Raw genomic sequence first — 15,048 nt, 5'->3', positions numbered from 1 at the left:
AAAAGAAACGCAACGTGCCCATGCGACGAAGCGGCTACCACTTTTGCGTTTCCCCGCTAATCGCTTCGGAGCGGGCAGTCTCAGCCCCCAGCAGGACGGAGCCTGGAGCCTAGACTGGAAATATTCTTCTCCCCACGAGAGCCACTAGACGAGAAAAAAAGCGGCACATCCCGATTAACAGGATGTGCCGCCTTTATGGTGATGATTAATTGTCTCGTTTCAGTGGCTCGGAGAGATCTACGTGCCCCATCAGCGTTTCTACTTTCTTGCCATCCTCCAGGAAGACAATTTCCTTTACTTCCGAGAACTGAAAGAATGTATTCTTCAACGCATCCATAGCCATCGTCTCGCCACTTGAACCCATATTGAACTGATTTTTGCTATCTGCATCAATCGTCAGGGTTCCTTTATCAATTGTGATCGAGTGGTACTTGAAGTCTTTCCACAGTGGAACGTGCACGTCTGGCTTTACAGGCGTCTCCAGCAGGGCCAGTACCTTTTTGTACTTCTCGATATCTTCGGCAAACGTGATCTCTTGCTCTTCTTTTTGCAGCTCCATCACATTATTATCCGAATAGTAAACGGTGACCATTTGCTTTTTCAGAGTCGGCTCTGTTGTCGATGGATCAGTTTTTGAACCAGATGGCTGTTCTACTGGTGTGGTTGGCTGTGGTGTTTCCGTCGCGCTCTGCCCACATCCGGCCAAAAGCAGCATCACTAACGCTGCCATCCAGATCACTCGACTTTTTTTCATCGTGAAAAGCCCCCTTACTGATAAGACTCGTAGTATTCACGAATAGCCGCAACCATAGCTTTCGCGATTTTATCTTGGAATGCCGGATTCATTAGCTGCGCACTCTCCTGTGGATTGGAGAGGAAGCCTGTCTCGGTCAATGCGGCAGGCATTTTTGTGTTTTTGATCACATAAAAGCCTGAACTCTTGACTCCACGATCCGGGAACTGCGTTGCTCCTTGTAAATGTTTATGTACCACTTGGGCAAAAACTTTACTGTTTTCATTATAATAGAAAGTTTCTGTCCCAGCCGCTGTTGGTTTCGGGAATGAGTTGGCATGAATGGACAAGAACAAGTCTGCTTCCAGATCATTGGCAATAGCAACTCGCTCTGACAGTTCATAAAACACATCCGTTGTCCGTACTGGAACGACCTGAAATTCTGGATATTGCTTCAGCAAAGCAACGACTTTATTGGCTACAGCCAAAGTGAAATCTTTTTCACGCTTGTCAGCAGCACTTGAAGTTCCTGGGTCTTTTCCTCCATGACCGGCATCAACGACGATCAGGTAGCCTGTCTTCTTCGGTTTTGGCGTCAATTTTACTTCGATACCGTCTTCCGTGTAAGCCAGCTCATACGCGCTCTTTTGGTTCAGCTCAATGACGACGCGAACCGTGTCAGGAGATGCACTGTATTGGCTGTAACGCAGGTTAGCGATAAGAGGTTCTTCTTCCGCTCGCTCTGCCTGATTCTGTTCATCAGAATCTGAATCTGTGTCTTGGTCTTCATCATCAGCGGAGGCAGTTTCCTCTGATTCGCCTACGCTATCGTTTTTCTCTTCTTGACGTTTTAGATCTTCGATTAAATCATCATCCAATGCAGTTTGTGGGAGGTCCAAGACGATCCGGTGAGGACCTGTCATCACAAAGGACTGAGGAATAACAGGAACGGTCGTTTTAATACGTACACGGTCGCCGTCCTCAGATACATCTTTCAAAATATTGAGGCGATCGATCTCAACCTGATTATTTTTCTTGTCCCATGCAAATGACCCTCCAAGCTCGTCCTCCAATTGACGTAATGGGAGGACCAACTGATCATCAATCGTCATCCCGCGCTCAGGTCGTTTCCACGCAAAGCCTTTTTGTCCCACTTGCTCAGCTACAGCCTGTGCGGACGCGTACATCGTGTCTTCCACTTGATACAGCTTGATCGGTTGGGTTGGTGCCTTGCCATTCAGCTTGACCTGTGGTGTTTCGTTCGCAATGACAGTTCGTGTGCTGTTGTCCCACCCAACTGTAACACCAAGTGACTCCCCGACAAAACGCAGTGGCAGTAGCATACGCTTTTGTGAAATAACAGGTGGCGTATCGAGCTTCACTTGGTTTCCGTTCAACACCGCTGTACGGGATTCAAGTGTAAGGGAGAGCCGTTGTGTGCCTTTGGTAATCACAGCTGTACGAGTAGCGTCATTCCAATCCACTTTTGCACCTAGCCCTTCGGCGATGACACGAACGGGAACCAACGTGCGTCCATTCTTGATGACTGGCGGTACTTCAGCATTCACTGCTTGTCCACCAATCATGAGATTGACAGCGTCCTCTGAGGCACTGCTTGCTGCAACCGCCCAACCAGGGATCAGCAGCAGGACCAGCAGCGCAAAAAGCAGAGGGTAAAATCGTCTCTTCATCCTGACCTCCTCCGTGATGTCTGTTTTTCTTTCGTTATGTGGCGTCAGCCAATGTGCAACGTTCACCATTCTATTAGACGCTAGATGATCTGTAAAGTTTATAGTCTTTTGGTACCAAAATGAAAAGACCGCCTCCGCAAGCCCCGCGAGACAGTCTTTACACCTGATCATTTGTTAGCGAAAAAAACCCCGTCTCTCTTGCCTGCTTACTTCTTGAACAGGTCTTTTTATCATGTTCAAGCCTCCGTTGGCAAGAAATTGCTGAATTAACGAAAGCACAGCTGGATTCGACAGCACTTTAATGGAGTCGGCTACTTTCGGATTTTTCAATTGGGGAATAGCGTCGCCTAGATACGGTAAAAGCGGCAGTAAGTCTTCGATAGAAATGGCAGGCTTTTGTGGTTGGGATACAACTTCCACCGGAGCAGAATTCCGTCGTCCACCAAACAGGAAACCTCGTCGTTCTCCTGTATTTTTTGGAGGTGCTTGTTTGAGACGCCCCAGTGTATTCTTCATGTCCTGGAGCTCCTGTCGCACCTGACTCATCTCTCTCATCATTTGAGCATTGCTTGTATGTTGTGCATCCGCAAGTTTGTTGATCGATTCTTGCAAATGGCTCCTGGGGACAGCCTGCTTCTTTTTCGCTTTCATTTTCTCAACGATAATCCCACCTCCCTCCTCACTCTGCCCCCTTATCTAAAGCGTTTTTTAATATTTTCCAAATCCTTTGCAGTGACGCCTTTTTTCGAAAGCTTATTCATCAGACTTCCGACATTTTCTGTTTTCTGCATCTGACGAAACTGCGCAGCATACCCGTTAATCTCTTGCTCGGTCAATTTTTTCCCTGACTTTCTAGCCATTTCACGAATGACTTCCTTGATTCCCGCATCTGTCCTCAACTTTTCCTTAGGAATTGATTTAACAATGTTGAGCAAAGAACCAATATCCATCAATATCCCCCCTGGTTGCAGTTAGTTCCTTTTTACTCTATGTAGCCAAGAGCGCAATGGATTGGTCATTTGTCCATGAGGCAGAAAAAAAGAAGAGGTCGTAAAAAACCTCTTCTCATCCGTGTTTTGATTATGGAGTAATATCTGCGTATTTGAAATCGATAGCACCGAGGCCATCGATTACGACATCTTTCAGATTCTCGTTTTGCACCCAAGAGTTCGTGTAGAAGTAGATTGGCATGATTGGCATTTCGTCCATCAGGATTTGCTCGGCTTGAGCCAGTATTGCTTTTCGCTTGTCTGGGTCTTGCTCCAGAGCGGATTGGTTCAGGAGCTCCTTGTACTTTGGATTTTCCCAACGCGTATCGTTGTTTCCGCCGTCTTTTTCCTGGAACATTTCCAAGAAGTTGATGGGATCATTGAAGTCACCCAGCCAGCCTGCACGAGCGATTTGATAATTGCCTTGGTGTACGTCCTCTAAGTATACCTTCCACTCTTTATTTTTAAGTTTTACATCTACGCCGAGGTTTTTCTTCCATTGACCCTGAATTTCTTCTGCGATCTTTTTATGACCTTCAGAAGTATTGTAGGAGAGTGTGATCGGTGGGAGTTTGGTGATACCCTCTTCCTTCATACCTTCCACCAATAATTTCTTTGCCACTTCAAGGTCATTATCTTTGAAGTAACCGTCTTTGTTCAACGCCATGCTCGGTGGTACATAGCTTGTTGCCGGTAATTGACCCGTTTGCAGGATGTTGCTAGTGAGGCTTTTACGATCAAATGCATAGGCGAACGCCTTACGAATTTTTGCGTTGGTAAAAGGTGCTTGCTCTGTATTGAAACGATAGAAATAGGTTCCAGCGATTGGCTGTGTCTTCAGTATGCCAGCTTCCCTCAAATATGGAAGTGCGTCGGTAGGCAGCGCAGACATGGGAGCACCAGCCCAGTCCAGCTCGTCGTTATCAAACAGGGACAACTCCGTATTCGCATCCTCAATCATGGAAAATTCAATCTTGCCCAATTTCACGTTAGCTTTATCCCAGTATTTCTCGTTTTTTACGACAGTCAGATTGCTCTTGTGTTCCCATGTTTCCATTTTGAATGGTCCGTTGCCAACAACCGTCTCCGCCTCGTCAGCCCATTTTTTGTTGCCTTCGACTACCTTCTTGTTCACCGGGAAGTATGTTTTGAATGCAACCAGCTCCAAGAAAAATGGTGTCGAGTTTGTCAGTTCCACTTTTAGCGTCTTATCGTCAATCGCCTTTACGCCAACGTCTCCCGCCTTGCCGATCCCTTTGTTGAAGTCTTCTGCACCTTTCAAATAGTACAGTTGATAGGCATAGTTGGAAGCTATCTTTGGATCGAGTGCGCGTTTCCAAGCATATTCGAAGTCATGTGCCGTTACTGGATCACCGTTGCTCCATTTTGCTTCACGAATCTTGAATGTATAGGTTTTCCCATCCTCAGAAACGGTATAGCTCTCTGCCGCGGCGGCTTGCAGCTTTCCGTCTTTTCCGAGACGTGTCAGACCTTCGAATATAGCAGTGATAATCGTGCTAGAGGTAGTATCCTCCACAATGCCTGGGTCTGCTGTAGGCGGCTCCTCTTGCAGGTTTATTCTTAATACTTTCGGCTCAGCGGCTTGGGCAACTCCTTCGTACCCTGTCATCATTCCACCGAAAACGAGGACTGAACTCAACACCATAAAAACACTCTTCTTCATCATATACACCCATTACCCCCTAATAAAATCTTCCAAAAATAGTATACAATAAAAAGTAAAAATTTGGATATTAAATAGACAAAAAAAGAAGAAAGGTGAGACACCTCTCTTCTTTTACATGCACAGTTATTATTTCTTTTCTGCGATATCTGCGTATTTGTAGTCTACAGCACCCAGACCATCGATGATTACGTCTTGAACCTTGTCGTCCTTCACCCAAGATTGTGTGTAGTAGTAGATTGGCATAATTGGCATTTCATCCATCAGGATTTGCTCAGCTTGTGCCAGGATTGCTTTACGTTTTTCTGGGTCTAGCTCCAGAGCGGATTGGTTCAGGAGTTCTTTGTACTTCGGATTTTCCCAACGAGTATCGTTGTTTCCGCCGTCTTTTTCCTTAAACATTTCCAGGAAGTTGATTGGATCGTTGAAGTCTCCCAACCAGCCTGCACGAGCCACTTGGTATTTACCTTGGTGTACGTCATCCAGGTATACCTTCCACTCTTTGTTCTCGAGCTTTACGTCTACGCCGAGGTTTTTCTTCCATTGATCTTGGATTGCCTCAGCAATTTTTTTGTGGCCTTCGGAAGTGTTGAAGGAAAGAGTGAGGGCCGGGAATTTGCTGATGCCCGCTTCTTTCATACCTTCTTCGAGCAATTTCTTCGCTGCTTCGATGTCGTTATCCTTGTAGAAGCCGTCTTTGTTCAGCGCCATGCTTGGTGGTACATAGCCTGTTGCAGGCAATTGACCAGCTTGCAGGATGTTGTCGATCAGGCTTTGACGATCGATCGCATAGGCAAACGCTTTACGGATTTTTACGTTGTTAAACGGTGGTTTTTCTGTGTTGAAACGGTAGAAGTAAGTACCCGCGATTGGCTGAGTTGTCATTTTGCCAGAGTCTTTCAAAGCCGGGATCGCGTCTGTTGGCAACGCAGAAGTTGGAGCGCCTGCCCAGTGCAGTTCACCGTTTTCGTACATGGACAGCTCAGTATTCTCATCCTCTACCATGGAGAATTCGATTTTGTCCAATTTTACATTATCTTTATCCCAGTAGTTGTCGTTTTTGGAAACTACAAGCTTACTCTTGTGCTCCCAAGTATCCATTTTGAATGGACCGTTACCAATAACTGTTTTCGCATCGGTAGCCCATTTCTCGTTACCATCCACTACTTTTGGATTAACTGGGAAGTATGTTTTGAATGCAACCAGCTCCAGGAAGAATGGAGTTGGGTTCGCCAATTCTACTTCGAGTGTTTTATCGTCAACTGCTTTTACGCCAACGTCTTCTACTTTACCCTTGCCTTTGTTGTAGGCTTCCGCGCCCTTCACATAGTACAGTTGGTATGCATAGTTAGAAGCTGTTTTTGGATTAAGAGCGCGTTTCCAAGCATATTCGAAATCTTTTGCCGATACAGGATCGCCATTGCTCCATTTATTATCACGAATTTTGAATGTATATTTTTTACCGTCCTCAGAAACAGTATAGCTCTCTGCTGCTGCTGGAGCATATTTACCGTCTTTACCAACGCGAGTCAGACCTTCAAAGGTAGCTGTGATGATTGTGCTGGAAGTTGTATCTTCCGCGATACCTGGGTCAGCTGTTGGTGGCTCGGAGTGCAGGTTCAGTTTCAGTAATTTAGAGCCAGTTGCCGGTGCAGAATTTTCTGTCTTTCCTGCCGATGTATTGCTATCTGCTGGTGCCGCCTGGTTTCCGCCACCGCATCCTGCGAGTGCCGCACCAAGAACGAGGATAGAACTCATTGCCACGAAAACATTCTTTTTCATACAAGTAATCCCCCTTTTCTAAATCTTTTATCAATATACATGGTTTTATATATTTTTTAAATATGTTTTAGAATGATTTAATAAATTTTTATTTATTTATAAAGAGAATTAATAAATTATAAAACATATTGATCGATAAATAAATTTTCCATAACATTCCTACCTAGATGTTTTTAAAGAAAACCGCATAATATCAAGCTTTATCAGAGCTTCGAATTCAAATCAAATTCATTGATGTATTTTTTCATTCACCCAATTTTACCCACATTCAGTAAAGTAACAATAGTAATTTAATTTATAATTTTATAATTACTAACATCATCGTCAATCTTCTGCTCGATTTCTTTACTCCCGAAATGGTTTACAAAAAAAGAAGAGTGCCGAAGCACCCTTCTTTTATTACAACGAGCTATGCTCTTTTTCTTATTGAATGTCTGCCCATTTCCAGTCTACGAAACCGAGACCGTCGAGTACTACACCTTTTACTTTGTCTTTTTTCACATAAGAATGTGTGTAGTAGTAGATTGGAACTGCTGGCATTTCGTCCATGAAAATAGCTTCTGCTTGTGCCAGAATTTGTTTGCGTTTTTCTGGATCCTGTTCCAGAGCAGATTGGTTCAGCAGCTCTTTGTACTTCGGATTTTCCCATTTCGTGTCGTTGTTGCCGCCATCTTTGTCCTTGAACAGGTCCAAGAACGTGTATGGATCGTTGTAGTCACCAGTCCAGCTGGAACGTGCGATTTGGAATTTACCTTGGTTCACATCTTCCAAGAATACTTTCCACTCTTTGTTCTCCAGCTTAATGTCTACGCCGAGTGCTTTTTTCCATTGGTCTTGGATCGCTTCAGCAATTTTCTTGTGACCTTCGGACGTGTTGAAGGAAAGAGTCAGAGTCGGCATTTTCGTAATGCCTTCTTCTTTCATACCTTCAGCCAGCAATTTTTTCGCTGTTTCTACATCGCCGTCTTTGAAGTACGGGCTTGTTGCCACTGCCATTGTTGGCGGGACCAGACCCATAGCTGGTTCTTGGTTTGCTTGCGTGATGTTGTCGATGATGGACTTACGATCAATCGCATAACCAAACGCTTTACGGATTTTCGCGTTGTTGAACGGTGGAACTTCCGTATTGAATTTGTACAGGTACGTACCCGCGATTGGGCGTGTTTGCATTTGACCGGATTCTTTCAATGCAGGAATCGCATCGGTAGGAAGTGCACTCAATGGTGCTCCGGACCAATCCAGATCGTCATTGTCGAACATGGACAGCTCTGTATTCGCGTCCTCAACCATGGAGAAGTTGAGCTTGTCGAGTTTTACAACGTCTTTATCCCAGTAGGTATCGCTTTTCACGAGAACCAATTTGCTCTTATGTTCCCATGTTTCCATTTTGAATGGACCGTTACCTACGTGTGTAGCTGCTTCGCCCGCCCATTTGTCGCTGCCTTCCACTACTTTTTGGTTAACTGGGTAGTACGTATAGAACGCAGTCAGCTCCAAGAAGAATGGTGTTGGGTTCTTCAAAGTCACGACGAGTGTTTTATCGTCTGTCGCTTTTACGCCAACATCTTCAGCTTTTGCTTTACCCTTGTTGTATTCTTCTGCATTTTTCAGGTAATACAATTGGTAGGAGTAGTTAGATGCTGTCTTCGGATCGAGCGCTCGCTTCCAAGCGAATTCGAAATCCTTTGCAGTAACTGGCTCTCCATTGCTCCATTTGCTGTCACGCAGGGTGAATGTATAAGTAAGACCATCTTCGGATACGTCAATTTTTTCTGCTACAGATGGTTGTGGTTTGCCATCTTCGCCAATACGGGTGAGACCATCAAATGTTGCACGCAGAACCGCACTGGAAGTAGAATCCTCAGCCAATGCAGGGTCAGCAGTTGGTGGCTCGGACATCATGTTCATTCTCAATTCTTTAGGACCACTTGTTTGCTCCTTAGAAGCATTGCCTTGCTCGCCTGCTTTCTCACCGCCGCCGCCACAGCCTGCCAGCGCCGCACTCAAAACCAGGATAGAACTCATTGCTGCAAAAACGCTTTTTTTCACGGTGTTGACCCCCTTTTTTCTATCGGTAAAACTTCATTGAAAGCTACTCCACAAATATACTGCATTTTTAGTAATATTGAAGACATTTTAAGTAAAATTAATTATGTTTTATTCAAACATCAAATTCTATTAAAGGAAATAAATTTAGTATTTTTCATCATGTGAAGTATGCCTCGTACAAGAGAATTTATGCAGCAAAAACAACCCCTCCAGCCAGAAGGCGAAGGGGTTCACTATGATTACATTTGGGTTCGTCGATATTCATTCGGGGCTACACCGACGATTGCTCGAAAATCTCGAATGAAGTGAGAGTGATCATAGTAACCAAGAGAGGTAGACAGGTCCAGCCAATCTTGGACCGTTCCCTGGTCAATCTGTTCTGCCGCCTCATGCAGTCTGTATCGTTGGATGACCGACTTCGGGCTGACACCTACATAACGGTCAAATAAGCGCTGCATTGTCCGTGTGTTCATTCCGGTCAATTGTACCGCATCCTCGACCTTGAGTACGGATCGATCGGCCTGGATCATCCTGACGATTTCACTGATGCGCGCTACATTCGGGTCTGGCTTGGGCAAATGTTCGAATAGAAAGGCTTCTACTCTTTTCACCATTTGCTCATCATCTGGCAGGCTTAACACTTCTTTCTCGAGCTGCTCAGTCTCAACACCAAATACAGCTTCCAGACTCGTAGAAGTGCCACTTAGCCTTGATACCGGGGCATTCAGATACGGATAAAAACCTCCCGGCACAAATTTCACTCCGAACACCTGACCTTGTCCCTCTAAAAGATGCGAGGAAGTCGTGCGGGCTACACCAAAAATGCCTGTTGCTCCTTTTTCAAACACCAGATTCACATTGGGATGAGCGAGTACGGTTTGTGAGTAAGGAAGTTCTGTACGCAAATCCCACCTGACGACCCAGTAGTGCTGCACAAAGTAGCTAATTTCAGCAGATGGCTCGTATCTGGCAAGCGAAAATTTCTTCCGTCCAATCATGGCATGCAGAACACCCTTTGGGAGCTTGGCAGTCTTATTTTCCAAGGTGCGCCTCCTGTCGTGTTTTTACAATACACCCTACCAAATTCTTCTTATAGTAAGAGTAGTAGTTGGGAGACCCGATTACAATTCCCAAATGAAAATATCAGGAGGTAAAACGATGGATCTTCGCTTTGATTTCTACATTGATGCTACGCCAGAGCACGTCTGGCATGTCCTTACTTCCGATAATGGCGTAAAGAGTACTTTCTTTGGCTGTACGATTCAGTCGACTTTTCAAGTAGGCGATGAGATGGCTTATGTTGGTCCGGGAAAAGACGGTGACGATACAGTGCATGTATACGGAAAGATTTTGCAGTTCGATCCTCATCACATTTTCAGTTTCACTGAACATCCTGGTCCTGCCTACTACGAGAATCATGCGGAATTACAGTCTCGCGTCACGATTACCTTAGAACCGATTGGCGGCTGCACCAAGCTGACGCTGATTCAGGATCAATGGACAGAAAACCACCCCTCCCACGCAAGCGCCAGCAACAATTGGCCGATGATGCTCTCGTCGATCAAGACGTATGCGGAGACAGGCAAGACACTTGATTTTGGATTCTAATAGAAAAGAATCCCGAGACCAGCAATTTCGTTGGCCTCGGGATTTTTGTTATTCTCATTACTCCGTCATTTCTGCCCACTTCAAGTCTATAAATCCGAGACCATCCACTTGTACGCCTTTTACCTTGTCGCTTTGCACCCATACATCCACATCCGTGAACATGGGGATCAAAGGCATGGCATCCATGAAGATTTGCTCAGCCTCTCCAAACAGCTGCTTGCGCTTCTCTTGGTCAGTTTCTACCGATGCCTGCTTGAGCAGCTCCTGATAGCGCGGATCTTCCCAGCCCGTGTCGTTGTTGCCTGTATTATCATCTCGGAACATTTCCAGGTAGTTCATTGGATCATTAAAGTCTGCATTCCAGCCGATACGGCCTATTTCGTAATTGAGTTGATGCATATCCTGTATGTGAACAGTGCCCTCCTTCACCATGAGCTTTACTTCAATGCCAAGTTTTTGTTTCCATTGGTCCTGAAGCGCCTCAGCAATTTTCTTATTTCTGTCGCTTGGATTGTAAGACAAAGTGATCGGAGGTAGCTTTGTTACGTTAAGCTCCTTCATGCCTTCTTCCAACAGCTTTTTGGCTGTTTCTACATCATTATCCTTGAAGTAGCCATCTTTATTGATAATCATGGATTGCGGCAACATCCCCATCGTCGGCACTTGGCCTACTTGTGTAATGTTATCCACGATGGTCTGACGGTCAACCGAGTATGCCAATGCTTTACGAATTTTTACATTGCTGAGCGGGCCTTTTGTCGTGTTCAACTTGTACCAGTACATCGTCGCTTTTGGATGCACCACGAGCTTGCCTGTTTCTTTCAATGTCGGAATCGCATCGGTGGGAAGCCCGCCGAGTGGCTGACCTGCCCAATCCAGCTCTCCGTTCTCGAACATGGACAGGGCTGTATTATCGTCCTCGATCATCGTAAACTCAATGCGATCGAGCTTCACTACGTCTTTTTCCCAGTAGTGCTCATTCTTTTCCAGTATGATCTTGCTCTTGTGCTCCCACGCTTTCATTTTAAATGGACCGTTGCTTACGTGCGTTGCCGCTTCGTTTGCCCATTTCGGATTGGCTTCCACTACTTTTTGGTTAACCGGGTAGTATGTGTAGAAAGACGTCAGCTCCAGGAAGTAAGGCGTAGGATTCTCCAGCGTGACTTCCAGTGTTTTGTCATCGATTGCCTTCGCACCGAGCTCGTCTGGCTTCGCCTTGCCTTCGTGAATCAGCTTCGCGTTTTTAACGTAGTACAGCTGATAGGCATACTCAGCACCGAGGGTCTTGCTAAGTGCACGCTTCCATGCATACACGAAGTCATGGGCAGTCACTGGATCACCATTGCTCCATTTAGAATCGCGGAGCGTGAACGTATACACCAGTTTGTCATCCGAGATTTTTATATCGGATGCTACTGAATTCACTGGCTTTGCGTTTGCATCGAAGCGAGTCAAGCCATCAAACGTAGCCCGAACAATTGCTCCAGCAGTGGCATCCTTTGCAAGACCGGGGTCCGCTGTCGCAGGCTCACTCATAATGTTCGCCCGAAATGCTTGCGGCTTTGCATTTGCAGGCTTTTCAGCGGGCGCTGCGGTTCCCTCGGCTGGTGGGGTTGTCGTTGATGGCTGCGTACTTGTGGAGCATCCAGCTAACACGCTTCCGGCGACCAGCATCGCGCCAAGAAACAACTTGAGATTTCGTTTCATCAGAAAATTCCCCCTTATCTATATTTTCTCACTTCAAACACAATATACTCGACCGGAATTGGGTTGAAAACAGGGTTGCTATAGATTTAATTTAATTTTACGAAAATTCACTACATTATAAATAAAAGTAAAACCCAACCAGCTTTGTAGGCCAGTTGGGTTTTGTTGATCGATCAATTATTTCTACTTTAGAACGCTGGAATAATCGCGCCTTTGTATTCATCTTCAAGGAACTTTTTCACTTCAGGTGAGTTCAGTTCTTTAACCAGCTTTTGAATTGCTTCAGAATCCTTGTTGTCAGGACGAGCTACCAAGAAGTTCGCATATGGAGAATCTTTGTCTTCAATAAACAGCGCATCTTTGGTTGGTACGAGCTTTGCTTCCAGTGCATAGTTGGTGTTGATCAGCGCCAAATCTACTTCTTCCAGAACGCGTGGCAACATTGCTGCTTCTACTTCTTTGAACTTCAGGTTTTTCTTGTTCTCTACTACGTCTTTCACTGTACCGCTGATGCCAGCGCCTTCTTTCAGCTTGATTACGCCGTTTTTCTCCAAGAGTGCGAGTGCACGACCACTGTTTGTCGGATCGTTTGGCAGCGCGATTGTTGCGCCATCAGCTAATTCGTCTACAGATTTCACTTTTTTGCTGTAAGCGCCGAATGGCTCAATGTGTACAGCCACTACTGGCTCCAGGTTCATGTTTTGTCCTTTATTGAACTCTTCCAGGTAAGGCTTGTGCTGGAAGAAGTTTGCGTCGAGTTGTTTCTCGTTCACTTGAACGTTAGGTTGTACGTAATCGGTGAACTCTTTAATTTCCAAGTTCACGCCTTGTTCTTTCAGTTTTGGTTGAACCAGCTTCAAGATTGCTGTGTGTGGAACGGGAGAAGCGCCTACCTTCAATGTTACTTCCTGTTGTCCGCCTTGTGCGCCGCCTTCAGCTGGAGCAGGTGCTGTTTCCGTTTTGCCTCCGCAAGCTGCCAAAGAAAATGCCAACACAGTAGAAAGTACAGATACGACTAGCTTTTTCATGAATGATTTCCCCCTTGCATGTATTTATCTTATTTTTTTGAAACCCTATATGGAATGATCCTACTTACGGCTGAACTTGAGAACCAGACGGTCCCCCAGCGATTGTAAGATCTGTACCATCACGAGCAAAATAACAACAGTCACAATCATGACATCGGTTTGGAAACGCTGATAACCGTATCGGATCGCTAAGTCACCCAAACCACCACCGCCAATTACCCCAGACATCGCAGTGTAGGAGACCAGCGTAACCGTCGTGATCGTAATACCCGCGATCAGGCCTGACCTAGACTCTGGCAAAAGGACGTTCCAGACGATCTGCCAGTTAGAAGCTCCCATGGATTGTGCAGCCTCAATCACGCCTTTATCAATCTCACGCAGAGAGGTTTCTACCAAACGTGCGAAAAACGGAGCGGCACCGAACACGAGCGGCGGAATGGCACCAAGTACGCCGAGTGAGGTTCCTACGATCATCTTCGTCACAGGAATCAGCAAAATCATCAAAATGATAAACGGTACCGAGCGCAATACATTGACCACGAATGATGCCATCGTATAAAAAGAGCGGTTTTGTAAAAGCTGTCCGCGTGAGGTCAAGAACAGAATGATTCCCAGCGGCAAACCAATCAAGACGGTAAACAGGGTGGAAAAGCCGAGCATCGTGAGCGTGTCCATCGTACCTACGCCGATTTCAGCCCAATCCACATTTTCGAATGTCCAGTCCATTTATATCACCTCTACTTCCAAGCCACGTTGGCGCAGCGTCTCGATGGTCTTTTGATTCTGTGCGACATCGCCTTCTAGCTCGATCACCAACTGACCATACGGCGTATCCTTCATGCGGGAGATCGTTCCCTGCAAAATGCTGAAGACCGTACCTGTCTCTTGCATCGTTTGGAATAGGATCGGCTGATACGTTTTTTCACCGAGGAAGGTGACACGAGCGATCGTGCGGTTCCCCGAGGCCTTTTCGTGCTCGACAGCTTCACGTAGTTCAGTAGAATCCGCTACTTGCTCCACGAATTCTTGTGTCGTTGGATGCTTCGGACGAAGGAATACATCCAGTACGTTACCCGACTCGACGATCTTTCCTCCATCAATCACGCCGACACGATCACAAATGGAGCGAATGACGTGCATCTCGTGGGTAATCAACACAATGGTCAAGCCCAGCTTGCGGTTGATGTCCAAGAGGAGTGCCAGAATGGAGTTCGTCGTCTGCGGATCGAGAGCCGATGTAGCTTCGTCACAGAGCAGCACTTTTGGATCATTCGCGAGCGCACGGGCAATCCCGACACGTTGCTTCTGTCCGCCAGACAGCTGGGACGGATATTTGTCCTTATGTGCCTCCAAGCCAACCAGCTTCAGCAGCTCGGTTACTTTCTTATCAATCTCTGCCTTTGGGCGCTTTGCCAGCTTGAGTGGAAACGCGACATTTTCGCCGACTGTCGAAGAAGACAGCAAGTTAAAGTGCTGAAAAATCATACCGATTGCCCGGCGCTTTTCTTGCAGCTTCCCTTCAGCCAGCTTTGTCAAATCGACGCCGTCTACAATAACTTCCCCCGAAGTTGGGCGCTCCAGCAAATTGATGCACCGGATCAACGTACTTTTTCCTGCACCAGAGTGTCCGATAATCCCGTATATTTCTCCTTGCTCTATGGAAAGGTCGATCCCCGTTAATGCTGGGATGGTTTTCCCTTGTACTTGATAGCTTTTATGCAAATGACGCAGTTGGATCAACGCATCCACCTCCCGACCACAATCTTGATAAAATAGA

At 46.0% G+C, this 15,048-nt stretch carries 13 protein-coding genes; 1 reads left to right on the top strand and 12 read right to left on the bottom strand.

Annotated features, from left to right (window positions below; genetic code table 11):
• Positions 1–205: 205 nt before the first annotated feature.
• The 8 genes from C7R93_RS16645 to C7R93_RS16610 form a co-directional block, all read right to left on the bottom strand.
• A complete protein-coding gene (locus C7R93_RS16645) occupies positions 206–754 on the bottom strand; it encodes a GerMN domain-containing protein (protein ID WP_106839858.1) in 549 nt (182 codons plus the stop codon).
• A gap of 14 nt (positions 755–768) precedes the next feature.
• On the bottom strand, positions 769–2,424 hold the full coding sequence (locus C7R93_RS16640) for an N-acetylmuramoyl-L-alanine amidase family protein (protein WP_106839857.1): 1,656 nt from the start codon (positions 2,422–2,424) through the stop codon (positions 769–771).
• A 174-nt stretch (positions 2,425–2,598) separates the two neighbouring features.
• Positions 2,599–3,075, bottom strand: coding sequence for a hypothetical protein (locus C7R93_RS16635; protein ID WP_106839856.1), 477 nt, complete (start codon positions 3,073–3,075; stop codon positions 2,599–2,601).
• Between the two features lie 41 nt (positions 3,076–3,116).
• Positions 3,117–3,374, bottom strand: coding sequence for a hypothetical protein (locus C7R93_RS16630; protein ID WP_106839855.1), 258 nt, complete (start codon positions 3,372–3,374; stop codon positions 3,117–3,119).
• 130 nt (positions 3,375–3,504) lie between these two features.
• Positions 3,505–5,097: a peptide ABC transporter substrate-binding protein gene (locus tag C7R93_RS16625; protein WP_106839866.1), complete on the bottom strand. Its 1,593-nt coding sequence runs from the start codon at positions 5,095–5,097 to the stop codon at positions 3,505–3,507.
• A gap of 129 nt (positions 5,098–5,226) precedes the next feature.
• Complete coding sequence (locus C7R93_RS16620; RefSeq protein WP_106839854.1) at positions 5,227–6,879, bottom strand: peptide ABC transporter substrate-binding protein; 1,653 nt, start codon at positions 6,877–6,879, stop codon at positions 5,227–5,229.
• 423 nt (positions 6,880–7,302) lie between these two features.
• Complete coding sequence (locus tag C7R93_RS16615) at positions 7,303–8,928, bottom strand: peptide ABC transporter substrate-binding protein (RefSeq protein ID WP_106839853.1); 1,626 nt, start codon at positions 8,926–8,928, stop codon at positions 7,303–7,305.
• A 239-nt stretch (positions 8,929–9,167) separates the two neighbouring features.
• Positions 9,168–9,971, bottom strand: coding sequence for a helix-turn-helix domain-containing protein (locus tag C7R93_RS16610; RefSeq protein WP_208637830.1), 804 nt, complete (start codon positions 9,969–9,971; stop codon positions 9,168–9,170).
• 115 nt (positions 9,972–10,086) lie between these two features.
• Between C7R93_RS16610 and C7R93_RS16605 the strand changes: the two genes are divergently transcribed.
• Positions 10,087–10,536: an SRPBCC family protein gene (locus C7R93_RS16605; protein ID WP_106839852.1), complete on the top strand. Its 450-nt coding sequence runs from the start codon at positions 10,087–10,089 to the stop codon at positions 10,534–10,536.
• Between the two features lie 57 nt (positions 10,537–10,593).
• On the opposite strand, the gene C7R93_RS16600 is transcribed toward C7R93_RS16605, so the two are convergent.
• The 4 genes from C7R93_RS16600 to C7R93_RS16585 form a co-directional block, all read right to left on the bottom strand.
• Positions 10,594–12,243 carry a peptide ABC transporter substrate-binding protein gene (locus C7R93_RS16600; RefSeq protein ID WP_106839851.1) on the bottom strand — a complete coding sequence of 550 codons (1,650 nt, stop codon included), beginning with the start codon at positions 12,241–12,243 and terminating at the stop codon, positions 10,594–10,596.
• A 188-nt stretch (positions 12,244–12,431) separates the two neighbouring features.
• Positions 12,432–13,271: a MetQ/NlpA family ABC transporter substrate-binding protein gene (locus tag C7R93_RS16595; RefSeq protein ID WP_106839850.1), complete on the bottom strand. Its 840-nt coding sequence runs from the start codon at positions 13,269–13,271 to the stop codon at positions 12,432–12,434.
• Positions 13,272–13,331: 60 nt separating this feature from the next.
• Positions 13,332–13,997, bottom strand: a complete 666-nt coding sequence (locus C7R93_RS16590; protein WP_106839849.1) for a methionine ABC transporter permease — start codon at positions 13,995–13,997, stop codon at positions 13,332–13,334.
• Positions 13,998–15,011 (bottom strand): methionine ABC transporter ATP-binding protein, encoded by a 1,014-nt coding sequence (locus C7R93_RS16585; RefSeq protein WP_106839864.1) that lies wholly within the window; start codon positions 15,009–15,011, stop codon positions 13,998–14,000.
• Between the last annotated feature and the right edge of the window lie 37 nt (positions 15,012–15,048).

It is taken from the genome of Brevibacillus fortis (assembly GCF_003013395.1).
GTDB lineage: Bacteria > Bacillota > Bacilli > Brevibacillales > Brevibacillaceae > Brevibacillus > Brevibacillus fortis.
The sequence above is the reverse complement of the archived record's forward strand: the minus strand, read 5'-3'. Positions and strand labels throughout refer to the sequence as shown.